The sequence below is a fragment of the Aeromicrobium wangtongii genome, assembly GCF_024584515.1.
In the GTDB taxonomy this organism is placed as follows: domain Bacteria; phylum Actinomycetota; class Actinomycetes; order Propionibacteriales; family Nocardioidaceae; genus Aeromicrobium; species Aeromicrobium wangtongii.
The window spans coordinates 3,226,272-3,246,776 of record NZ_CP102173.1 but is presented as its reverse complement, the minus strand read 5'-3'; the positions used below and the strand labels follow the sequence as shown (position 1 = coordinate 3,246,776).

21 protein-coding genes are annotated in these 20,505 nt (G+C 70.2%); 17 read left to right on the top strand and 4 right to left on the bottom strand.

The features are described from left to right. Nucleotides 1-64: 64 nt before the first annotated feature. Nucleotides 65-766 carry a sigma-70 family RNA polymerase sigma factor gene (locus NQV15_RS15970; protein WP_232403867.1) on the bottom strand — a complete coding sequence of 234 codons (702 nt, stop codon included), beginning with the start codon at nt 764-766 and terminating at the stop codon, nt 65-67. A 61-nt stretch (nt 767-827) separates the two neighbouring features. Further along, entirely contained in the window at nt 828-1,700 is an 873-nt protein-coding gene (locus tag NQV15_RS15965; RefSeq protein ID WP_232403866.1) for an HAD family hydrolase, read from the bottom strand. Between the two features lie 52 nt (nt 1,701-1,752). On the opposite strand from NQV15_RS15965, the gene NQV15_RS15960 reads away from it, so the two are divergent. The 7 genes from NQV15_RS15960 (at nt 1,753) to hemB (ending at nt 9,364) form a co-directional block, all read left to right on the top strand. After that, on the top strand, nt 1,753-3,327 hold the full coding sequence (locus NQV15_RS15960; RefSeq protein WP_232403865.1) for a class I adenylate-forming enzyme family protein: 1,575 nt from the start codon (nt 1,753-1,755) through the stop codon (nt 3,325-3,327). Continuing rightward, nucleotides 3,324-3,584 (top strand): glutaredoxin family protein, encoded by a 261-nt coding sequence (locus NQV15_RS15955; protein WP_232403864.1) that lies wholly within the window; start codon nt 3,324-3,326, stop codon nt 3,582-3,584. The genes NQV15_RS15960 and NQV15_RS15955 overlap by 4 nt, the downstream gene beginning before the upstream one ends. A 221-nt stretch (nt 3,585-3,805) precedes the next feature. Next, nucleotides 3,806-4,504, top strand: coding sequence for a redox-sensing transcriptional repressor Rex (locus NQV15_RS15950; RefSeq protein ID WP_232403862.1), 699 nt, complete (start codon nt 3,806-3,808; stop codon nt 4,502-4,504). After that, complete coding sequence (locus NQV15_RS15945; protein WP_232403861.1) at nt 4,501-5,793, top strand: glutamyl-tRNA reductase; 1,293 nt, start codon at nt 4,501-4,503, stop codon at nt 5,791-5,793. Before NQV15_RS15950 ends, NQV15_RS15945 begins: the two co-directional genes overlap by 4 nt. Further along, nucleotides 5,790-6,731, top strand: a complete 942-nt coding sequence (gene hemC, locus NQV15_RS15940; RefSeq protein WP_232403860.1) for a hydroxymethylbilane synthase — start codon at nt 5,790-5,792, stop codon at nt 6,729-6,731. Before NQV15_RS15945 ends, hemC begins: the two co-directional genes overlap by 4 nt. A 48-nt stretch (nt 6,732-6,779) precedes the next feature. Continuing rightward, the gene (locus NQV15_RS15935) at nt 6,780-8,390 is read left to right on the top strand and encodes a bifunctional uroporphyrinogen-III C-methyltransferase/uroporphyrinogen-III synthase (RefSeq protein WP_232404014.1); all 1,611 of its coding nucleotides are present in this window, start codon (nt 6,780-6,782) and stop codon (nt 8,388-8,390) included. Continuing rightward, nucleotides 8,387-9,364 carry a porphobilinogen synthase gene (gene hemB, locus NQV15_RS15930; RefSeq protein ID WP_232403859.1) on the top strand — a complete coding sequence of 326 codons (978 nt, stop codon included), beginning with the start codon at nt 8,387-8,389 and terminating at the stop codon, nt 9,362-9,364. Before NQV15_RS15935 ends, hemB begins: the two co-directional genes overlap by 4 nt. Nucleotides 9,365-9,404: 40 nt before the next feature. Here hemB and NQV15_RS15925 read toward each other — a convergent pair whose 3' ends face one another. Further along, nucleotides 9,405-10,679, bottom strand: a complete 1,275-nt coding sequence (locus tag NQV15_RS15925; protein WP_232403858.1) for a lytic transglycosylase domain-containing protein — start codon at nt 10,677-10,679, stop codon at nt 9,405-9,407. Between the two features lie 178 nt (nt 10,680-10,857). Here NQV15_RS15925 and hemL point away from each other — a divergent pair, with 178 nt between their 5' ends. From hemL to NQV15_RS15885, 8 genes are all read left to right on the top strand, one after another. Continuing rightward, complete coding sequence (gene hemL / locus NQV15_RS15920; RefSeq protein ID WP_404801337.1) at nt 10,858-12,183, top strand: glutamate-1-semialdehyde 2,1-aminomutase; 1,326 nt, start codon at nt 10,858-10,860, stop codon at nt 12,181-12,183. A 24-nt stretch (nt 12,184-12,207) separates the two neighbouring features. Then, nucleotides 12,208-12,858 carry a histidine phosphatase family protein gene (locus NQV15_RS15915; protein WP_232403856.1) on the top strand — a complete coding sequence of 217 codons (651 nt, stop codon included), beginning with the start codon at nt 12,208-12,210 and terminating at the stop codon, nt 12,856-12,858. 2 nt (nt 12,859-12,860) lie between these two features. Then, nucleotides 12,861-13,436 carry a TlpA family protein disulfide reductase gene (locus NQV15_RS15910; RefSeq protein WP_232403854.1) on the top strand — a complete coding sequence of 192 codons (576 nt, stop codon included), beginning with the start codon at nt 12,861-12,863 and terminating at the stop codon, nt 13,434-13,436. Continuing rightward, nucleotides 13,433-14,185, top strand: coding sequence for a cytochrome c biogenesis CcdA family protein (locus NQV15_RS15905; RefSeq protein ID WP_232403851.1), 753 nt, complete (start codon nt 13,433-13,435; stop codon nt 14,183-14,185). The genes NQV15_RS15910 and NQV15_RS15905 overlap by 4 nt, the downstream gene beginning before the upstream one ends. Nucleotides 14,186-14,249: 64 nt before the next feature. Continuing rightward, nucleotides 14,250-15,815, top strand: a complete 1,566-nt coding sequence (gene resB / locus NQV15_RS15900) for a cytochrome c biogenesis protein ResB (protein WP_232403850.1) — start codon at nt 14,250-14,252, stop codon at nt 15,813-15,815. Continuing rightward, nucleotides 15,812-16,747, top strand: coding sequence for a c-type cytochrome biogenesis protein CcsB (ccsB, locus tag NQV15_RS15895; protein ID WP_232403848.1), 936 nt, complete (start codon nt 15,812-15,814; stop codon nt 16,745-16,747). Before resB ends, ccsB begins: the two co-directional genes overlap by 4 nt. 117 nt (nt 16,748-16,864) lie before the next feature. Further along, the gene (locus NQV15_RS15890) at nt 16,865-17,734 is read left to right on the top strand and encodes an ABC transporter ATP-binding protein (protein WP_232403847.1); all 870 of its coding nucleotides are present in this window, start codon (nt 16,865-16,867) and stop codon (nt 17,732-17,734) included. Continuing rightward, nucleotides 17,731-18,789 (top strand): ABC transporter permease, encoded by a 1,059-nt coding sequence (locus NQV15_RS15885; protein ID WP_232403846.1) that lies wholly within the window; start codon nt 17,731-17,733, stop codon nt 18,787-18,789. The genes NQV15_RS15890 and NQV15_RS15885 overlap by 4 nt, the downstream gene beginning before the upstream one ends. Before the next feature lie 9 nt (nt 18,790-18,798). Here the strand turns inward: NQV15_RS15885 and NQV15_RS15880 are convergent, their stop codons facing one another. Next, nucleotides 18,799-19,098 (bottom strand): PLD nuclease N-terminal domain-containing protein, encoded by a 300-nt coding sequence (locus NQV15_RS15880; RefSeq protein ID WP_232403845.1) that lies wholly within the window; start codon nt 19,096-19,098, stop codon nt 18,799-18,801. A gap of 44 nt (nt 19,099-19,142) precedes the next feature. Between NQV15_RS15880 and NQV15_RS15875 the strand changes: the two genes are divergently transcribed. Both NQV15_RS15875 and cds1 read left to right on the top strand, forming a co-directional pair. Next, nucleotides 19,143-19,409 carry a DUF4229 domain-containing protein gene (locus NQV15_RS15875; RefSeq protein ID WP_232403844.1) on the top strand — a complete coding sequence of 89 codons (267 nt, stop codon included), beginning with the start codon at nt 19,143-19,145 and terminating at the stop codon, nt 19,407-19,409. Then, nucleotides 19,390-20,469, top strand: coding sequence for an L-cysteine desulfhydrase Cds1 (gene cds1, locus NQV15_RS15870; RefSeq protein WP_232403843.1), 1,080 nt, complete (start codon nt 19,390-19,392; stop codon nt 20,467-20,469). Before NQV15_RS15875 ends, cds1 begins: the two co-directional genes overlap by 20 nt. The last annotated feature ends 36 nt before the right edge of the window (nt 20,470-20,505 follow it).

Here is a 20,505-nt window from a genome sequence, read left to right as displayed (position 1 = left end):
GGCTCAACGACGCGCAGGGGGGCCAGGTTACGGCGGGCTGAGGGGCTCGACGCCCGGCTACGGGTCATCGTGAGTCCACCGGGATGGACTTGGCGAGGCTGCGCACCGCGCGGAGCTGGAGCTGCTTGACCGCGCCCTCGCTGCGGTCCAGGGCCGCCGCCGTCTGCGCGATCGACAGGCCTTGGATGAAACGCATCAGGATGCAGTCACGCTGCTCGGTCGGCAAGGCGCTGACCGCTTGGTACAACAGCTCGTTGGAGATGTGCGCCAGCACCTCCTGCTCCGTGCTGGGCGCGTGATTGCCCCTCTCCGGGATGTTCTCGGAGACGATCTCGAGGCGCGACCGGCTCGACTTGAAGTGGTCGGCGACCAGGTTGCGGGCGATCGTCGTGAGCCAGGCGCCGAAGTCCTTGCCCTGCCAGTTGAACCGCTGGATGGCGCGGAGGCCGCGCAGGAACGTCTCGCTGGTCAGGTCCTCGGCCAGCTGGCGCGAGCCCACGCGGTAGTAGATGAACCGGAACACCCCGGTGACGTAGTGATCGTACAGCTGCCCGAAGGCGTCCGCATCGCCCTGCTTGGCCAGGTCGACGAGGGCACGCAGCCGAGTGGCCTCAGGATCGTGATCGCCCTGCGGCGCCCGTCCGTTCGGCATGGCGGCGTACGCCGAGGAGTCGGCCAGCGCGAGGGCGATCTGCAACGCTCGGTCGTCGGGCATGGACGCGGCGAGCACCAGCGCACCGCGCAGCGACTCCCAGCGTGATCTCACGGGCCCTCCCCCTGATCACCGCGATGCTATCCCGCAGCGGGCCCAGGGGACAGTGGGCGTTTCACTTCTTCCTGCGCAGCAGGTGCCAGGTGCCACCTGCCGCGACGGCCGCGACGGCACCCTTGCTGCCGGCCATCGCCACCTTGCGTCCGGTGCGGTAGTCGCGCACCCGCCAGCCTTCCGACCGGGCGTGGGACCGCAACGCGGAGTCCGGGTTGATCGCGCACGGATGACCCACCAGGGAGAGCATCGGCAGGTCGTTGCTGGAGTCGGAGTACGCGTAGCACTGGTCCAGGACGAGACCCTCGCGCTCCGCGATCCCACGGATCGCGTCCGCCTTGCCCGCGCCGTGCAGCATCTCGCCGACCAGCCGGCCGGTGTAGACGCCGTCGACGTGCTCCGGGACCGTCCCCAGGGCACCGGTCAGGCCGAGTCGCCGGGCGATGACCTGGGCGATCTCGACGGGGGCGGCGGTGACCAGCCAGACCCGGTGCCCGCGGTCGAGGTGCCACTGCGCGAGGGCGCGCGTACCGGGCCAGATCTTGGCGGCCATGTGCTCGTCGAAGATCTCCTCGCCGATCTCCTCCAGCTCGCTGACCGGGTGCCCCGCGATGAAGGCGAGCGCGGCGGCGCGGGCGCTGTCGATGTGCTGGGGGTCCTCGCTGCCCACGACGCGGAACCACATCTGCTGCCAGGTCGCCTTGAGCAGGTCGGACGTGGTGAAGAAGTTGCGCCGGTGCAGGCCGCGGGCGAGGTGGAAGATCGAGGCGCCCTGCATGATCGTGTTGTCGACGTCGAAGAATGCCGCGGCGGTCGGATCGATGGCCGCGGCCAGCTCCTGCTCGATCTGCGACGAGGCGGGGGACGCCTGACCGGCCAGGACGGACCGAGACTGCAGGTTCCGCAGCCGATCGGGTGTTGCATCCCGTGTCATGCGACCGAGCCTAGCCCGGTCGAGGTCTCAGTACCTGTGGTTGACTCGGAGCGTGACAGTCAATGTCAGTGAGTACCTCCGCGCAGCCGCCCAGAACGATCCCGAGGGTGTCGCGCTCGTCGAGCACCGCCCCGACAGACGGGCCGTCACCTGGCGTGAGCTCGACGAGTCGGCGGACCGGGTCGCCCGTGCGCTGTCCGGTCGCGGCCTGGTCGCGGGCCAGCGGGTCGCGATCGTGATGGCCAATCGCGTCGACCTGCCGATCGCCTACTACGGCATCCTGCGCGGCGGGATGGTCGCCGTCCCCATCAACCCGCGCTCCACGACCCGAGAGATCGGCCGGATGCTCGCCGACTCCCGCAGCCGGGTCGTCCTGTGCGACGAGGCGGGCATCGCCCAGGTCCGCGAGGCCGTCTCCGACGACCACCAGGTCGCCGTCGTCGTCGACGGGGCGCCGGCGCAGGGTGAGGAGGCCTCGTTCGAGAGCTTCCTGGCCGATGCCGCGGGGGCCGACCCCGCCGCTCCCATCGATGCCGAGACGCTGGCGGTCATCCTTTACACGTCCGGCACCAGCGGCAAGCCCCGCGGCGCGATGCTGACCCACCGGGCGCTGATCGCCAACACCGAGCAGATCGCCCGGCTGGAGCCGCCGGCGATGACGGCGGACGACATCTGCCTCGGGCTGCTGCCCATGTTCCACATCTATGGCCTCAACTGCGTCCTGGGCCAGGCGGTGCGCCAGGGTGCCACCGTCGTGCTGGTCGACGGCTTCGACCCGGGTGGCCTGCTCGACCTGATCGCCGCCGAGGGCATCACCAACCTGCCGCTGGCACCACCGGTCGTCGCCGCCTGGGCCGGCCGCGACGACCTGCGCGACAAGCTCGCCCGCGTCCGGACGATCCTGTCGGGCGCGTCCGCCCTGGAGCACGACCTCGCCGAGGCGTTCCTCGAGTCGTCCGGGCACCGGATCGAGCAGGGCTACGGCCTCACGGAGACAGCCCCGGTCATCACGACGACCCACGGATGGCCGCGGGACGCCGAGAACCACATCTTGCACGGCTCGGTCGGCCGCGCGCTGCCGGGCGTCGAGCTGCGCATCGTCGAGGGCAACGGGGTCGATGCCGCGCCCGGCGACCCGGCCGAGATCTGGGTGCGGGGTGACAACCTCTTCTCCGGCTACTGGCCCGACGGCGCGGACGGGCCCGGCGACGACGGCTGGTACGCCACCGGCGACGTCGGCTACCTCGACGCCGACGGCGACCTGACGCTGGTCGACCGGCTGCGTGAGCTGGTCATCGTCTCGGGCTTCAACGTGTACCCGTTCGAGGTCGAGGACAGTATCGCCGAGGTCGACGGCGTCGGCCAGGTGGCGGTCGTCGGGGTGCCCGACGAGGAGACGGGGGAGGCCGTCATCGCCTTCGTCGTCCCCGCCAAGGGCGTGGCCGTCGACGAGGAGACGCTGCTGGAGGCGATCGACGCCCACTGCCGGACCCGGCTGGCGCGGTTCAAGCAGCCCCGGCGCACGATCATCGTCACCGGCCTGCCGCACTCGGCGACCGGCAAGGTCGCCAAGGGGCGCCTGCGGGCCCTCGCGCGCAGCCAGGCGCTGGGCCTGGGCGCCTCGTGATCGCGCACGCCGACGCCGCACGCGTCGTCGTGTACACGCGGGAGGGGTGCCACCTGTGCGCCGCGGCCGAGGCCGCCGTCGCCGAGGTGTGCGCCGAGACCGGCGACAGCTGGACCCGGATCGACATCGACGACGACCCCGATCTGCGGGCCCGGTTCACCGAGCAGGTCCCGGTGACGTTCGTGGACGGCAAGCAGCACGACTTCTGGCGGGTCGACGTCGGACGGCTGCGCAAGGCGCTGGGCCGCCGCCGCTGAATTTCCCGCCGCCCGGCGGTGGTGAGGTCGGTCACTTCCGGCGCGCTGGTCCCGACTCGCTGACGCGTGCGGTGAGTGTCGCGCGAGCTGTTCCGCGCATCGCTAGCACGCTTGGGCGCTTTCGTCGATTTTGTTAACGCGTTCACAAACTCTTAAACTGGCGAAGCACCCGGTGCCCGTCCCGCAAGGGATAATCCCCAGCATCGCGGCGCAGGAGCACAGTGACAATTCTTCGTAGCCCTCGGCTCGCCGATGGAAGCGGTCGTGGCATCCCCGATGCCACTGTCGCCCGTCTGCCGGTCTATCTTCGCGCACTCAACAGCCTCGCCGAGCAGGGCGTGCTGTCGTGCGCCTCCAACGAGCTCGCCGAGCAGGCAGGAGTCAACCCGGCCAAGCTGCGCAAGGACCTGTCGTATCTGGGCTCCTACGGGACGCGCGGCGTCGGCTACGACGTGGAGTACCTGCGCTACCAGATCGCCCGCGAGATGGGCCAGACCCAGGACTGGGACGTCGTCATCGTCGGCGTCGGCAACCTCGGTTCGGCTCTCTCGGCCTATCAGGGGTTCAGCGCCCGCGGCATCCGCGTCGCCGCCCTGGTGGACGCCGATCCGCAGCGCGTGGGCACCGTGGTCTCGGACATCGTCGTGAGCTCCGTCGACGAGCTCGAGGCGATCGTCGCCGAGCGCAAGATCGCCATCGGTGTCATCGCCACTCCGGGCACCGCTGCCCAGGAGGTCGCCGACCGCCTGGTCGCGGCCGGCATCACCAGCATCCTCAACTTCGCACCGGCCATCGTGCAGGTGCCGGACGGGGTCGACGTCCGCAAGGTCGACCTGTCGATCGAGCTGCAGATCCTGGCGTATCACGAGCAGCGCAAGACCGGCACGACCAGCACAACCAGCAAGGAAGTAATCGCATGAGCGTCCTGGTGGTGGGCATGTCCCACAAGTCGGCGCCGATCGACGTCCTGGAGCACGCCTCCCTCGACTCCGAGGCGGCGGTGAAGCTGTCGCACCTGGTGCTCGACGCGCCGTACGTGTCCGAGTCGGTGGTCATCTCGACCTGCAACCGGGTCGAGATCTACGTCGAGGCCGAGCGCTTCCACGGCGCCGTCGAGGAGGTCTCCCGGCTGCTCGCCGAGCTGTCCGGGCTCGACCGCGACGAGTTCGTCCGTCACGTCTACGTGCACTTCGACGAGGCCGCGGTCGCCCACCTGTTCGGCGTCGCCGCCGGCATGGACTCGATGATCCTGGGCGAGAGCCAGATCCTCGGGCAGGTGCGCGATGCGCTGCACTCCGCGCAGGCCGAGTCGACCGTCGGATCCGCGCTCAACGCCCTGTTCCAGCAGGCGCTGCGCATCGGCAAGCGCGGCCACGCCGAGACCGGCATCGACCGGCTCGCCCCATCGATCGTCACCGCCGGCCTGGACGCCGCGGGCGCAGCGGTCGACGCGGCCGACACGCGGTTCCTCGTCGCCGGGGCCGGCACGATGGCCAGCCTCGCCGTCCGGACGCTGATCGACCGCGGCGTCGAGCCGCACCGCATCATGGTCGCCAACCGCACCTACGAGCGCGCCCACAACCTGGTCGCCACCTTCGGTGTCAGTGCTGTCCGCTGGCAGGCGATGGACGTCGAGCTGGCAGCAGCAGACGTCCTGATCAGCTGCACCGGCGCCAGCGGCGTCGTGTTCGATCGTGACCGCATCGTGACCGCTCGCGGCGGCCGACCGACCTCACTGATCGACCTGGCGCTGCCCCGCGACATCGACCCGGCGGTGAGTGAGCTCGACAACGTCGACCTGGTCGACCTCATGGTGCTGTCGCAGCTCGCGGCCAATGCCGAGCTCGCCGACGACGTCGCCCAGGTGCGGACCATCGTGGAGTCCGAGGTGCGCACGTTCCTGGCCGCGAAGGCCGCCTCGCACATCACCCCGACCGTCGTGGCGCTGCGCACCATGGCGACCGAGATCGTGGCCTCCGAGCAGGCCCGCATCGAGTCGCGCCTGCCCAACCTGACCGACGCCGAGCGGGCCGACGTCCGCAAGGCGCTGCACCGCGTGGCCGAGAAGCTCATCCACGCACCGACCGTGCGCGTCCAGCAGCTCATCGACGGGCCCGAGGACCTGACCTACGCCGATGCGCTGGCCGACCTGTTCGCCCTCGACCAGTCGAGGGTCGACGCCGTGACCCGATCAGGGGAGACCTCATGAGCACCGCAGACCGCCCCACCCTGCGTATGGGCACCCGCGCCAGCGCGCTGGCCATGACCCAGTCGGGCCACATCGCCGACCGGCTGCGCACCGAGTGCGGGGTCGACGTGGAGCTCGTGACGATCTCGACCGAGGGCGACCGCAGCTCGGCCCCCCTGGCCTCCATGGGCGGCCAGGGCGTCTTCGTCGCAGCCCTGCGCGAGGCTCTCGTGCGCGGCGACGTCGACTTCGCGGTGCACTCGCTCAAGGACCTGCCCACGACGCCCGACCCGCGACTGTCCCTTGCTGCGATCCCGCGGCGTGAGGACCCCCGCGACGCCCTGGTGGCCCGCGACGGCCTGACGCTGGGCGAGCTGCCGCGCGGCGCCCGCGTCGGCACCGGATCGCCGCGTCGCGAGGCGCAGCTCAACGCACTGGGACTGGGTGTCGAGGTCGTGCCGATCCGCGGCAACGTCGACACCCGCATCGGCAAGATCGCCTCGGGCGACTGCGATGCCGTGCTCCTGGCCCGCGCCGGTCTGCTGCGGCTGGGCCGCGCCGACGAGGCCACCGAAGTGATCGATCCTCTCCAGATGCTTCCCGCCCCCGGGCAGGGAGCACTGGCGTGTGAGTGCCGCGTCGACGACGACGTGACCGCTCGCCTGCTCGAGCGGCTCGACGACCGCGACACCCGCGTTGCCGTCACCGCCGAACGAAGCCTCCTCGCCACCCTCGAGGCAGGCTGCAGTGCACCTGTGGGAGCCCTGGCCGAGATCGCCGACGGCGATCACGGCGAGGAGCTGTGGCTTCGTGCCGTCGTCGGAGACATCTCCGGCGCACCCACCATCCGATTGTCCGCGACCGGCTTGCCCTCCGAAGCCGCCGCGGTCGGCGAACGTCTTGCTGTCGAGATGCTCGCCGAAGGCGCCGACTCCCTCATTGCCGTCGCCGCCTCCTGACCCCCCTGACAGCCCGAGAAAAGGAACACAGTGACCATCACCACTGCGATGCCAGAAGCACCGTCCACACCGAGCAAACCTGCTCGCAAGGCCCCCCGTGGCCATGTGAGCTTCGTCGGTGCCGGACCGGGCGATGCGCGTCTCCTGACCGTCCGTGCGACCGAGCTGCTGGCCCAGGCCGACATCGTCATCACGGAGCTTCCCGAGCAGGCGGCCCTCGTCACCAACGGGGCCGAGATCATCGACGGGGGAGTCGGCGAGGACGGCGAGCCGTTGACCCACGCCGCGCGAGGACGTCTGGTCGTCAAGCACGCCAAGACCGGTGCGCAGGTCGTCCGCCTCATCGCTGGTGACCCGTTCACCTACGCGACCGGGCCCGAGGAGGCCGCGGCGTGCAACAAGGCCGGCATCGGCTTCGAGATCGTCCCGGGCATCTCCTCGATCGCCGCGGTCCCGGCCTACGCCGGCGTGCCGCTGACGAACAAGGCGCACCGTGAGTTCTCGGTCGTCAGCGTCGGTGACTCGACCATCAACTGGTCCGATCACGCCACGCAGGACACGCTCGTCCTCCTCTCGGCCGTCGCCCGTATCGACGAGGTCGCCCGCGGGCTCGTCGACGCCGGTCGCAAGCCCGAGACGCCCGTTGCGATGACGCGGGTCGGCACCACGACCGAGCAGAGCACGGTCGTCTCGACGCTGGCCGAGATCGCCGCGGACGCCAAGGCCGCCGGCATGACGTCGCCGGCCATCACGGTCGTCGGCGAGGTCGTCGCGATGCGCGAGACGCTGTCGTGGTTCGAGACCAAGCCGCTGTACGGCTGGCGCATCCTGGTGCCCCGCACCAAGGAGCAGGCTGCCGGACTGGCTTCGCGGCTGCGTGGCTTCGGAGCGATCTCCGAGGAGGTGCCGACCATCTCGGTCGAGCCGCCGCGCAACCCGCAGCAGATGGACAAGGCCGTCCGAGGCCTGGTCGAGGGCCGGTACGAGTGGATCGCCTTCACCAGCGTCAACGCCGTCAAGGCGGTGCGGGAGAAGTTCGACGAGTACGGTCTGGACGCTCGCGCGTTCTCCGGCCTCAAGATCGCCGCGGTCGGTGAGAAGACCGCCGAGGCCATCGCGACCTGGGGCATCCGTGCCGACCTGATCCCGTCGGGCGAGCAGTCCGCACGTGGGCTCCTGGACGACTGGCCGCCGTACGACGACCTGCTCGACCCGATCAACCGGGTGTTCCTGCCGCGCGCCGACATCGCGACCGAGACCCTCGTCGCAGGCCTGATCGATCTGGGCTGGGAGGTCGACGACGTCACCGCCTACCGGACCGTCCGGGCCGCCCCGCCGCCGGCGCCGACGCGTGAGGCGATCAAGACCGGCAAGTTCGATGCGGTCATGTTCACCTCGTCGTCCACCGTGCGCAACCTGGTCGGCATCGCCGGCAAGCCGCACGCGTCGACGATCATCGCGTGCATCGGTCCCGCGACGGCCAAGACCGCCGAGGAGCACGGCCTGCGGGTCGACGTCGTCGCCGAGTCCCCGTCCGTCGAGGAGCTGGCCGACGCGCTGGCCGAGTTCGGTGCCGCGCGCCGTCTGGCCTTCGTCGAGGCCGGTGAGCCCGTCACCAAGCCGTCGCAGAAGCGTCCGTCGACGCGTCGCAAGGCATGACATTTCCCGCTGACCGCCCTCGTCGCCTGCGCCAGTCGCCGGCGATGAGGCGGTTGGTCGCGGAGACGCACGTCCAGCCCTCGCAGCTGGTGCTGCCGATGTTCGTGGCGGAGGGCCGGTCCGAGGCCCGTCCCATCGCGAGCATGCCCGGCGTCGTCCAGCACACGCGGGAATCCGCGCGTGCGGTCTACGCCGAGGCGGCAGCCCTCGGGCTCGGCGGCGTCATGCTGTTCGGCCTGCCCGAGCACAAGGACGCCCAGGGCTCGGGGGCGCTCGATCCCGACGGCATCTTGAACGTGGCACTGGCCGATGCGCGCAGCGAGGTCGGTGACGACCTGCTGGTCATGGCCGATCTGTGCCTCGACGAGTTCACCGATCACGGGCACTGCGGTGTGCTGGACTCCCGCGGCCGGGTCGACAACGACGCGACGCTGGAGATCTACGCCCAGATGGGTGTCGTGCAGGCCGAGTCCGGTGCCCACGTCGTGGGTCCGAGCGGCATGATGGACGGCCAGGTCGGCGTCATCCGGGCCGCGCTGGACGCGGCCGGGCACGACGAGACGGTCATCCTGGCGTACGCCGCGAAGTACTCGTCGGCGTTCTACGGTCCGTTCCGCGAGGCCGTCGACTCGTCCCTGCAGGGCGACCGCAAGACCTACCAGCAGGATCCGGCCAATGGCCGCGAGGCGATCCGCGAGACCCTGCTCGACATCGGCGAGGGCGCCGACATGGTCATGGTCAAGCCGGCCCTGTCGTACCTCGACCTGATCGCCGACGTGCGCGCAGCCGTCGATGTGCCCGTGGCTGCCTACAACATCTCCGGTGAGCTGGCGATGGTCGAGGCGGCAGCGGCCAACGGCTGGATCGATCGCGAACGGGCGATCGACGAGATCATCATCTCGATCCGCCGCGCCGGCGCCGACATCGTCCTGACCTACTGGGCGATGGAGCTGGCCGAGCGCCTGCGCCGCTGAGCCGAGCGGACCGCTCGCCCGTGGCGAGCGGTCCGCGACCTCACTTCTTCCCGGTGAGCTCCTTGATGCAGGCGTTGTAGCGCTCCATGTACTTGGTGCTGGGGTACGCGGCGCTCGGACCGGCCGAGGCGAGGGCCGTGCACCGCGGGATGGCCTCGACGAGGGTCAGCAGGCCCGTGACCGGCTTGGTGACCGGGGCCAGGGGGGACAGCGGGGTGTCCTCGACGAGGTCCTGGACGCCGCCACCGAGCGTGCCGGGCGCGGGCTTGGTGGTGCCTCCACCGCCGCCGCCACTGCCGCCACCGGACCCGTTTCCGCCACCGCCGCTGCCGGAGCCGCCCGCCCCCGGCGCAGGGATCGGGGTGATCTTGGTGCCACCACCCGAGCCACCGCCCTTGGTGCCACCGGCGCCCGGCTTCGCGACGGACTTCTTCTTCTCGGTCGACTTCTGGGCGTTCGCGGCCTTCTTGCGCTGGGCCGGTGTCAGGGTCTGGTCGTCCGCGGACCGCGTCAGGACCGGCGCGGCTGAGACGCCGTTGGGCGACTGCGTGAAGTCGCCGTTCGCGTACGCGGCCGAGATCTTCAGCACGAGGTCCACGTAGGCATCGGAGTTGTTGTAGCGCTTGACCGCGGCGGCCGCGACGGACGGATCGGACAGATCGCCCTCGCCGGCGCACAGGTAGATGCCGGCCGAGGTGGCCGCGTCGTTGATGCTCTGCGGGTTCTTGTCGCCGTCGTTGTCCGCGTCGACGCCGACGGACTTCCAGGTCCCCGGGATGAACTGCATGGGTCCCACGGCCAGGTCGTAGACCGAGTTGTTGTCCAGCTCGCCGCTGTCGGTGTCACCGATGTTGGCGCGGCCGTCCTTGCCGTCCAGCGGCACCCCGAAGATGCCCGGCTGGGCGATGCCGTCGCCGTCCAGCGCATTGCCGCCCGATCGGCCGTGGTTGGACTCGACGCGGCCGATCGCGGCCACCAGGTTCCACTGCAGGTTGCAGACCTTGTCGGCCTTGCCCAGGAGGGTCTCGGAGCGACGGTAGGCGTTGAGCGCCGCCGTCGGGATGCCATTGGTCGACAGCGTCGCGACCGTGCCCGCAGCGCCGGCCTTCGCATCGACGCCGGCGGGGGTCTGCTGGACGCTGGCGGGCTGCTCGAAGGCCGTGGACGGGACATCGGGGACAGCGCCGTCCGAGGGGCCGTCCGAGGCGGTCGCCAGACCGGAGTTGCCGATCGCGGCGCCCCACGCGCCGACCAGTACTGCCATCGGCACCAGTGCGCTGGCCTTCTGCCAGCGCGTGAGCTGTCGAACTCCCATGTCACACCCTCCCGAACCGGCGAAATTTGCCCGCGCCGTATGCGTAAACCGATGTTACGCCAGCATCCGCCGTCGTGCCAGTCCCACAGTGGCGCAGGCCACACTTTTCAACGACCCGGCAGCGCTCAGGTTACGGCCGGTGACGCCCGTGGCAGCCGGCCTTGTCATGGCGGGGACAATGGGGGGCGTGACTCCGCTCCCCGCCTCCCAGCAGCTGTTCGATCGCGCTCGCGCCGTCTCCCCCGGTGGGGTCAACTCGCCGGTCCGTGCCTTCCGGGCCGTCGGCGGGACACCGATCTTCATGGCATCGGGCGAGGGGGCCTGGCTGACCGACGTCGACGGCAACCGGTACGTCGACCTGGTGGGGTCCTGGGGCCCGATGCTGCTGGGCCACGCCCATCCCGAGGTGCTGGCCGCCGTGGGCGCAGCCGTGGCCCGCGGGACGTCCTTCGGCACGCCCAGCGAGCCGGAGGTCCTCCTGGCCGAGGAGATCGTGGACCGCACGTCCGCCGAGATGGTGCGCATGGTGTCATCGGGCACCGAGGCGACGATGTCGGCGATCCGGCTGGCCCGTGGGTTCACCGGCCGCGACAAGATCGTCAAGTTCGCCGGTTGCTACCACGGCCACGTCGACGCGCTGCTGGCCGAGGCCGGCTCCGGCGTCGTGACCCTCGGCCTGCCCGAGACGCCCGGGGTGCCGGCGCACGTCACGGCCGACACCATCGTCCTGCCGTACAACGACCGTGCCGCCGTCGAGGCGGCGTTCGCCGAGTACGGCGACCAGATCGCGTGCCTGATCACCGAGGCCGCGGCCGGCAACATGGGCGTCGTCCCGCCGGAGCCCGGTTTCAACCGGTTCCTGTCCGAGGTCTGTGCGCGTCACGGCGCTTTGTTCGTCAGCGACGAGGTCATGACCGGTTTCCGGGTGACCCGCTCGGGCCACTGGGGCCTGGACGGCCAGCAGGAGGGCTGGGCGCCCGACCTGGTCACCTTCGGCAAGGTCATGGGCGGCGGCTTCCCCGCGGCGGCCTTCGGCGGCCGCAAGGACGTCATGGAGCAGCTCGCGCCGGCCGGCCCGGTCTACCAGGCCGGGACGCTGTCGGGCAATCCGATCGCCACGACCGCCGGCCTGACGACACTGCGGCTCGCCGACGCCGATGCGTACGCGCGCCTCGACGCCGCCTCGGCCCGCCTCAGGACGATGGTGACCGAGGCCCTTGCCGCCGAGGGTGTCAAGCACACCCTGCAGAACGCCGGCAACATGTTCAGCGTCTTCTGGGGCACCGACGAGCCGGTCACCCATTTCGCCGCCGCGCAGGCGCAGGAGGCGTGGCGCTACAAGCCCTTCTTCCACGCGATGCTGGACGCCGGCGTGTACCTGCCGCCGAGCGCATTCGAGTGCTGGTTCGTCTCGGCCGCACACGACGAGGAGGCACTCTCTAGAATTGGCGCGGCACTGCCGGGCGCCGCCCGTGCAGCCGCGCGGGCCACCGCGCAGAACTAGCCCACCCGAACAAGAGAGGGCAGCATGTCCGAACGAACCATCGTGCACCTGATGCGCCACGGCGAGGTCCACAACCCCGAAGGCGTCCTGTACGGACGGCTCCCGGAGTTCGTGCTCTCCGAGCTCGGCCACCAGATGGCCAAGCGTGCCGCGGATTTCCTGTCCAAGAACGAGATCGTGCACATGGTCGCATCGCCGCTCGAGCGCGCGCAGCAGACCGCGCAGCCGCTGTCGGAGCTGCTGGAGGTGCCGATCCACACCGATGACCGGGTCATCGAGGCCGACAACCTGTTCGAGGGCAAGACCGTCGGTGTCGGCAACGGCGCCTTCACCAACCCGCGCAACTGGTGGATGCTGCGCAATCCCATCCGCCCGTCCTGGGGCGAGCCGTACAAGGACATCGCGGCACGCATGCGCTCGGCCGTCGACGACGCCCGTGAGGCCGCCCGCGGCCACGAGGCGGTCATCGTCTCGCACCAGCTGCCGGTGTGGATCGCCCGCCGGTCGTACGAGCAGAAGAGCTTCGTGCACGACCCCCGCAAGCGGCAGTGCACCCTGGCCAGCCTGACCAGCCTGACCTTCGACGGCGACGAGTTCGTCGGCTTCACGTACAGCGAGCCGGCGGGTGACCTGCTGCCGCCCGCTCTGCGCGGCAAGGTCGTCGGCGGCGCCTGATCATGATCTCTCTGCGCGCCCGTTCCGTCGCGGCGATCGGGGCCCTGGCCCTGCTCGCCGCGTGCGGCGGCGTCGGCAACCGCGGGACGACCAGCGGCTTCGTGTCCGGTGACGGCTCGATCACACGGGTCGATGCCGCCGACCGCGAGAAGGCGCCGGTGCTCGAGGGGGAGGGCCTGGACGGCAAGCCGCTCTCGACGGCCGACTTCGCCGGCAAGACGATCGTGGTCAACCTCTGGGGCCCGTGGTGCGCACCCTGCCGCGCGGAGGCGCCGGCGCTGGAGGAGGTCGCGTCCGAGTACGCGTCCAAGGACGTCCAGTTCGTCGGCATGCTGACGCGCACCAAGGACCCGGCGTCGGCCATCGCGTTCAACCGCAAGTTCGGCGTCAGCTATCCCAGCTTCACCGACCAGGGCGGCAAGCTCGAGCTCGCGTTCAACGACAGCCTGCCGACCACGGCCATCCCCACGACCTGGATCATCGACGCCGAGGGGCGCGTCGCCGCCCGGGTCATCGACAAGGTCTCGGCGTCCACGTTGGCCAACCTGATCGACGACGTCCAGAAGAGCACCGCGTGACCGATTGGTTCCAGGACACCGTCTACTCCGGCAACCTGCTGCTGGCCGTGCCGGTGGCGGCACTGGCGGGTCTGGTGTCGTTCTTCTCCCCGTGCGTCCTGCCGCTGCTGCCGGGCTACCTGTCCTATGTCTCCGGCGTCGCGGCCCAGGACCTGGAGTCGGCCCGTCGCGGTCGGCTGCTGGCCGGTGCGGTGCTGTTCGTGCTCGGCTTCTCGACGGTCTTCGTGCTCGGCGGCGCGCTGTTCGGCTCGATCGGGCTGGAGCTGCGGCGCTACCAGGACACGCTGAGCCTGATCGCCGGGATCCTGGTGATCGTCGTGGGACTGGCCTTCATCGGTTTCGTCCCCCTCCTGCAGCGGGAGGTGCGCGTCCACGCGGTGCCCGCGGTCGGTCTGGCCATCGCCCCGCTGCTGGGTGTGTTCTTCGGCGTGGGCTGGATCCCGTGCGTCGGACCGACCCTGACCGCGGTGCTCGGATTGTCGATGGCCACCGACGACACCACGGCGTCGCGGGGCGCGGTGCTCGCGCTCGTGTACTGCCTGGGCCTGGGCATCCCGTTCGTCCTCGCAGCACTGGGATTCGGCCGGTTCATGACCGCCGTCTCGTGGTTCCGCCGGCACCAGCGTGCGGTGTCGGTCACCGGCGGCGTCCTGCTGATCGCCGTCGGCGTCATGCTCGTGACGGGCCTGTGGGACGACCTGGTCGGGGAGATGCAGACCTGGGTGACGGGATTCGAGGCGCCGGTGTGAGCCCAGGCCGCCCGATCGACGAAGCCCCCGAACGAGACCCCATGAACGATCAGGAAGAGAACCGATGAGCAGCAACGCCGTCAGCGAGCTGGGAGGCCGCGAGCTGACCCGATGGTTCTGGCGACAGCTGACATCCATGCGCACGGCGCTGATGCTCCTGCTGCTGCTGGCGATCGCCGCCGTGCCGGGGTCCTTGGTGCCCCAGCGCGGCGTCGACGCGCAGGCCGTCGAGACGTACTTCCTGGAGCACCCCAAGTCCGCGCCGATCCTGGACGACCTGGGCTTCTTCAGCGTCTACAGCTCGCCGTGGTTCAGTGCGGTCTACCTGCTGCTGATGGTGTCGCTGGTCGGCTGCATCCTGCCGCGGGCATTCGTCTACTACCGCGCCCTGCGGGCCCGTCCGCCCAAGGCGCCGCGCAACTTCTCCCGTCTCCCGGCGTCCGCGTCGTTCGAGACCGACTCCTCGCCCGACGAGGTCGTGGCGGCCGCACGCCGCGCCCTCGGGCGCTCGCGCATCGACGTCGTCGACCGCGACGGGGTGCGTGAGGTCAGCGCCGAGAAGGGATTCCTGCGCGAGGCCGGCAACCTGCTGTTCCACGTCAGCATCGTCGTCGTGCTGATCGGCGTCGCGGTCGGGACGCTGTTCGGCTACCGCGGATCGGTCATCGTGACCGACGGTGGAGGGCAGTTCGCCAACTCCCTGCCGCAGTACGACGAGTTCAGCTCCGGCACGTTGTTCCACACCGACGACCTGCCGCCGTTCTCGCTCACGCTCGACAAGGTCACCGCGAAGTTCCAGCCGTTCGGCAGCCCGCAGGCCGGTGCGCCCCGCGAGTTCCGGGCCACCGGCACGTACTCCGCCAAGCCGGGGGACGATCCCAAGCCCTTCGACATCGAGGTCAACCACCCGCTGGCGATCGGCAACACCTCGGTCTACCTGCTGGGCCAGGGCTATGCGCCGGTCTTCAAGATCACCGATGCGAACGGCGATGTCGTCTACAACGACGCCGTGCCGTTCCTGCCCGCCGACGCGACGTACACCTCCAACGGCATCATCAAGGTGCCGGACGCACAACCCGAGCAGCTGGGCTTCCAGGGGTTCTTCATCCCGACGGCCGTGACGCAGAACGGCAAGGACCTCTCGACGTCCGCGCACCCCGCCGCCGCGAACCCGCTCGTCGGGCTCAACGTGTGGCACGGCGACCTCGGCCTGGACGACGGGACGAGCCAGTCGGTCTTCACCCTGGACAAGTCCAAGATGCAGCAGTACACCGTCGGCGACCAGAACTTCCGGGTCAGCCTGCAGCCCGGCATGACGGCCGACCTGCCCGACGGCGGCACGATCGAGTTCACCGAGCTGCGCCAGTTCGCGCGGTTCCAGATCGGCTCGTCGCCGCTGGTCAAGGTTCCGCTGTTCGGCATCATCGCCGGCCTGATCGGCCTCATGGCGTCGTTGACCATCAAGCCCAGGCGGACCTGGATCCGCACCCGTCAGGACGGCTCGCGTACGGTTGTGGAGGTCGCCGTGCTGGACCGTGTGCCCCGGGACGACCTGCCCGCCGACCTGGATGACTTCCTCGAGCGGTTCAAGGACCAGCTCGGCCACACCGAGGAGAAGAAGCTCGTATGACGCTCGAGAACTACGCACAGATCTCGAACTACGCCGTCGCCTCCGCGACCGGCATCCTGGCGTTGGCCTTCGTGGCCTACGTCGCCCAGTGGGGCTTCGCCCGCAACCTGCCCGCCGACCGTGAGCTGGTCAACGCCGGCGGGGTCGAGGGCCCGTCGACCGGAGCCGACCCGGTCGAGCGCAGCGACGTGGCGGGCGGCATCGGCCTGTCGCTGACGTCGCTGTCCACGATCGTCCTGCTGATCGGCGTCGTGACCCGCGGACTCGCCGCCGAGCGGGTCCCGTGGGGCAACATGTACGAGTTCGGCTGCGTCGCGACCCTCGCGGCCCTGGTGACCTACCTGGTGCTCGTGCGGGTGTGGGACATCGGCTGGGTCGGCCCGATCATCACCGGCTTCGGCACGGTCGTGCTCGGCGCCTCCGCGATGGTCTACGTGCCGGCCGGCCCGCTCGTGCCGGCGTTGCACTCCTACTGGCTGGTCATCCACGTCCTCGGCGCGATCATCTCCGGCGCGGCCTTCCTGGTCGGCGCCGCCGCATCGGTGCTGTACCTGGTCAAGTCGCGCGCCGAGCGCAACACCCCCGAGGACAAGCGCACCGGCTTCCTGTGGCGCATCCCGGCCTCGGCCAAGATCGACCAGGTCGCCTACCGGGTCCACGCCTTCGCTTTCCCGATCTGGACGTTCGCGGCGCTCATCGCCGGGCCGATCTGGGCGCAGTACGCCTGGGGCCGGTACTGGGGCTGGGACCCCAAGGAGGTCTGGGCCTTCATCACCTGGGTCGTCTACGCCGGCTACCTGCACGCCCGCGCCACGGCCGGGTGGAAGGGCAAGGCCGCGGCGATCCTGGCCCTGATCGGCTTCGCGACGTTCGTCTTCAACTTCGTGGGCGTCAACCTGTGGGTCGGCGGGATGCACTCGTACGCGAAATAGCGTGCGGCTCGCTGCGCTCGCTCGGCCAATGGTCGGGACGCGGGGTGCTGGAGCCTGATCCTGCTGCGCGGCTAGGGTTCCTCCGTGGGGATGGAGATCAGGGCCGAGGGGCTCGTCATGACGTATGGCGACCTGCGCGCGGTGGACGGCGTGACGTTCACGATCGAGCCGGGGGAGTTCTTCGGTCTGCTGGGGCCCAACGGCGCCGGCAAGACCACGACCCTGGAGATGGTCGAGGGCCTGCGACATCCCACCGCCGGCACCGTGCGGATCGGTGAGCACGAGCCCTGGCGGCGCGAGCCCGAGCTGCAGCAACGGATCGGTGTGCAGCTGCAGTCGTCGTCCTTCTTCGAGCGGCTGACCGCCCGCGAGCAGCTCGACACCTTCGGGGCGCTGTACGGCGTGCCCGCCGGCCGGTCCGAGGAGATGCTCGAGCAGGTCGGCCTGGTCGGCAAGGCCGGTGTCCGCACCGAGGACCTGTCCGGCGGCCAGAAGCAGCGATTGTCGATCGCCTGCGCGCTGATCCACGATCCCGAGGTGGTCTTCCTCGACGAGCCCAGCGCCGCGCTCGACCCGCAGGCCCGTCGCAACCTGTGGGACGTGCTGCGCGCCATCAACGACCAGGGGCGCACCGTGGTCCTGACGACCCACCACATGGACGAGGCCGAGGCGCTGTGCGATCGCGTCGCGATCATGGACGCCGGACGGATCCTGCGCCTCGACACCCCCGCGGCACTCGTGCGGGCCCTCGACGCCCCGGTGCGGATCAGCCTGGCGCCGGGCGCGCTGTCGATCGAGGACGCACGGGCCGTCGCCGGTCACGACCCGGTCGACGTCGACGCCTCCGGGACGACCATCACGACGCGCGAAGCGTCCCGGGTGCTGACCGACCTGGCGCAGCGCGACGCGCTGGACGGGCTCAGCGTCAAGGGTGCCTCCCTGGAGGATGTCTTCCTCGAGCTGACCGGGCGGGAGTACCGCGCATGACACCGCTCCTGAGCCTGTCGCGGGCGATGCTCAAGGGATTCTTCCGCGACCGGATGGCCTTCTTCTTCTCGATCGTCTTCCCGCTGATGTTCCTGGTGCTGTTCGGCGGCATCTTCACCAACGACGGTGCGTCGCGGGCCGACATCATCCAGGTCGGCCAGGTCTCGGTCCTCGACCGGGCGCCGAAGGAGCTGACCTACTATCTCGACGAGAGCCTGGAGATCACCAAGTCATCCGATCTGAAGGACGCGGTCGAGCAGGTCCGCAAGGGCGATGCCGACGCCGTGGTGAGCCAGGACGGCGACCGGCTCGTGCTGCGCTACTCGCAGGCCGACCAGGTCGTCGCGGCGACGTTGCAGGGCACGTTCCAGTCGATCATCCAGACGGCCAATCTTGCCGCGACCGGGCAGCCGCCGAAGTTCAGCCTCCGGACCGACCAGGTCGAGGACGACTCGCTCGAGGCGATCCAGTACTACACACCCGGCCTGATGGGCTGGGCGATCGCCTCCGGCGCGACGTTCGGCGCGGCCACCAACCTGGTGGCCTGGCGCAAGAACGGGCTGCTGCGCCGGCTGCGTCTGGCGCCCGTGCCGACCAGCTCGGTCGTGGTGGCACGTGTCGCGGTGTCGATCGCGATCGCGCTCGTCCAGGCGGTGATCTTCCTGGGCGTCGGCGTCGCGTTCTTCGGCCTGAGGCTCACCGGTTCGTGGCCGATGATCATCCCGTTGCTGATCTGCGGCACCCTGGCCTTCATGGCGATCGGCCTGCTGGCCGGGGCGGTCGCCCGCACCGAGGAGGCCGCCGTCGGCATCGCCAACTTCGTCGTGCTGCCGATGGCATTCCTGTCCGGCTCGTTCTTCTCCCTGGACGGGGCGCCCGGATATGTCACGGCGGTCAGCAAGGTCCTGCCGCTCAAGCACCTCAACCAGGGCATGCTCGACACGATGGTGCGGGGCGAGGGGCCGTCGTCGGCGCTCGTCCCGATGGCCATCCTGCTCGGTTTCGCGATCGTGCTGACCGCCGTCGCGAGCCGGCTGTTCCGCTGGGACCGCTGACCCGGCAGCTCAGAGGTTGCGCAGGTAGTCCGGGTCGTCATCGGGGCCGCGAGGCCCCGGGGGACGGTTCGAGCCTCCCGTGTCGCGCGGCTTCGGCGGCGGGACGGCATTGGCGTGGCCGAAGAAGATCCACAGCAGCGCGCCCGCGAACGGGATGAACACCACCACGAACCACACGAGCTTGGGCAGCAGCCGCACCTGGTCCTTCGGGGTCGCCAGCAGATCGAAGATCGCATAGACGACGAGCACGACGCCCAGCACGAGAAGAACAGCCTTGCCCATGGGCTCCACCGTATCGTCGAGGGACAACCGCGCAGGCTCTGCACTGGAACGCACCGATTAGGCTGGATGCCATGAAGGCTTTCTGGACGTACACTCTGGCCCGGTTCGCGGTGTTCGGGGTGTGCTTCGCGATCGTGTGGGGCGTGTCCCAGATCTGGCTCGAGACGAACACGGTCTCCACCATCTGGGTCCTGCTGATCTCGCTCGTCATCTCCTCGATCATCTCGATCTTCCTGCTCGCAGGTCTGCGTGACCGGCTCGCGCAGGACGTCCACGATCGGGCCTCCCGGATGACGACGCGCATCGAGGAGTCCCGCCGTGCCGAAGACGTCGACTGAGAGTCGCGCCTGGATCGCCGAGGCGATCCGCCGGGTCGACGCCGACGCCAACCGCAGCGCCGACACCCACCTGCACGTCCTGCCCATCCCGGTGCCGGGCATCGAGCTGTACCTCAAGGACGAGTCGGTGCACCCCACCGGCAGCCTCAAGCACCGACTGGCGCGCTCGCTGTTCCTGTATGCCCTCTGCAATGGCTGGCTCGGCCCGGAGTCGACGGTCATCGAGGCGTCCAGCGGCTCGACCGCGGTCAGCGAGGCGTACTTCGCCCGCCTGATCGGGCTGCCGTTCGTGGCGGTCATGCCGGCGACCACGAGCCCCGAGAAGATCGCGCTGATCGAGTTCTACGGCGGTCGCTGCCACCTGGTGGACGACCCGGGCACGGTCTACGACGTCGCTCGCGAGCTCGCGGACGCGTGCGGCGGGCACTACATGGACCAGTTCACGTACGCGGAGCGGGCGACGGACTGGCGCGGCAACAACAACATCGCCGAGTCGATCTACCAGCAGATGTCGGCCGAGCCGCATCCGTGTCCCACCTGGATCGTGGTCAGCGCCGGCACGGGCGGGACGTCCGCCACGATCGGCCGGTACGTCCGCTACCGCCGGCTGGAGACCCGCGTCGCGGTGGCGGACCCGGAGAACTCCGCGTTCTTCGGCGGCTGGGCGGCTGACCGCTCGGACGTCACGACGGGGCAGCCGTCCCGTATCGAGGGCATCGGCCGGATGCGGGTCGAGCCGTCGTTCGTCGGCGGCGTCATCGACGACATGGTCCAGGTGCCCGATGCCGCCTCGATCGCGACGATGCGCTGGGTCTCGGGCATCCTGGGGCGCCCGGTCGGCGGGTCGACGGGCACGAACGTGTGGGCCTCGCTGGAGCTCATCGGGCGCATGCGCGACGAGGGTGAGGACGGCAGCGTCGTGACCCTGCTGTGCGACGGCGGGGAGCGGTACGCGCACACCTACTACGACGACGCGTGGCTCGCCGCGAAGGGCATCGACATCGCGCCCTACAGCGCCGCCCTGGCCGAGTTCGCCGCCACCGGCACCCTCCCGCGCTGACGGTTTACCACGGTCCCTCCGCAAACCGGCTCCGCC

Bases quoted from the DNA above. Each gene is read 5' to 3' on its own strand.
- NQV15_RS15965 (WP_232403866.1), bottom strand. From the start codon at position 1,700: ATGACACGGGATGCAACACCCGATCGGCTGCGGAACCTGCAGTCTCGG.
- NQV15_RS15945 (WP_232403861.1), top strand. From the start codon at position 4,501: ATGAGCGTCCTGGTGGTGGGCATGTCCCACAAGTCGGCGCCGATCGAC.
- hemC (WP_232403860.1), top strand. From the start codon at position 5,790: ATGAGCACCGCAGACCGCCCCACCCTGCGTATGGGCACCCGCGCCAGC.
- NQV15_RS15935 (WP_232404014.1), top strand. From the start codon at position 6,780: ATGCCAGAAGCACCGTCCACACCGAGCAAACCTGCTCGCAAGGCCCCC.
- hemB (WP_232403859.1), top strand. From the start codon at position 8,387: ATGACATTTCCCGCTGACCGCCCTCGTCGCCTGCGCCAGTCGCCGGCG.
- NQV15_RS15925 (WP_232403858.1), bottom strand. From the start codon at position 10,679: ATGGGAGTTCGACAGCTCACGCGCTGGCAGAAGGCCAGCGCACTGGTG.
- hemL (WP_404801337.1), top strand. From the start codon at position 10,858: ATGGGGGGCGTGACTCCGCTCCCCGCCTCCCAGCAGCTGTTCGATCGC.
- NQV15_RS15915 (WP_232403856.1), top strand. From the start codon at position 12,208: ATGTCCGAACGAACCATCGTGCACCTGATGCGCCACGGCGAGGTCCAC.
- NQV15_RS15910 (WP_232403854.1), top strand. From the start codon at position 12,861: ATGATCTCTCTGCGCGCCCGTTCCGTCGCGGCGATCGGGGCCCTGGCC.
- resB (WP_232403850.1), top strand. From the start codon at position 14,250: ATGAGCAGCAACGCCGTCAGCGAGCTGGGAGGCCGCGAGCTGACCCGA.
- ccsB (WP_232403848.1), top strand. From the start codon at position 15,812: ATGACGCTCGAGAACTACGCACAGATCTCGAACTACGCCGTCGCCTCC.
- NQV15_RS15890 (WP_232403847.1), top strand. From the start codon at position 16,865: ATGACGTATGGCGACCTGCGCGCGGTGGACGGCGTGACGTTCACGATC.
- NQV15_RS15885 (WP_232403846.1), top strand. From the start codon at position 17,731: ATGACACCGCTCCTGAGCCTGTCGCGGGCGATGCTCAAGGGATTCTTC.
- NQV15_RS15875 (WP_232403844.1), top strand. From the start codon at position 19,143: ATGAAGGCTTTCTGGACGTACACTCTGGCCCGGTTCGCGGTGTTCGGG.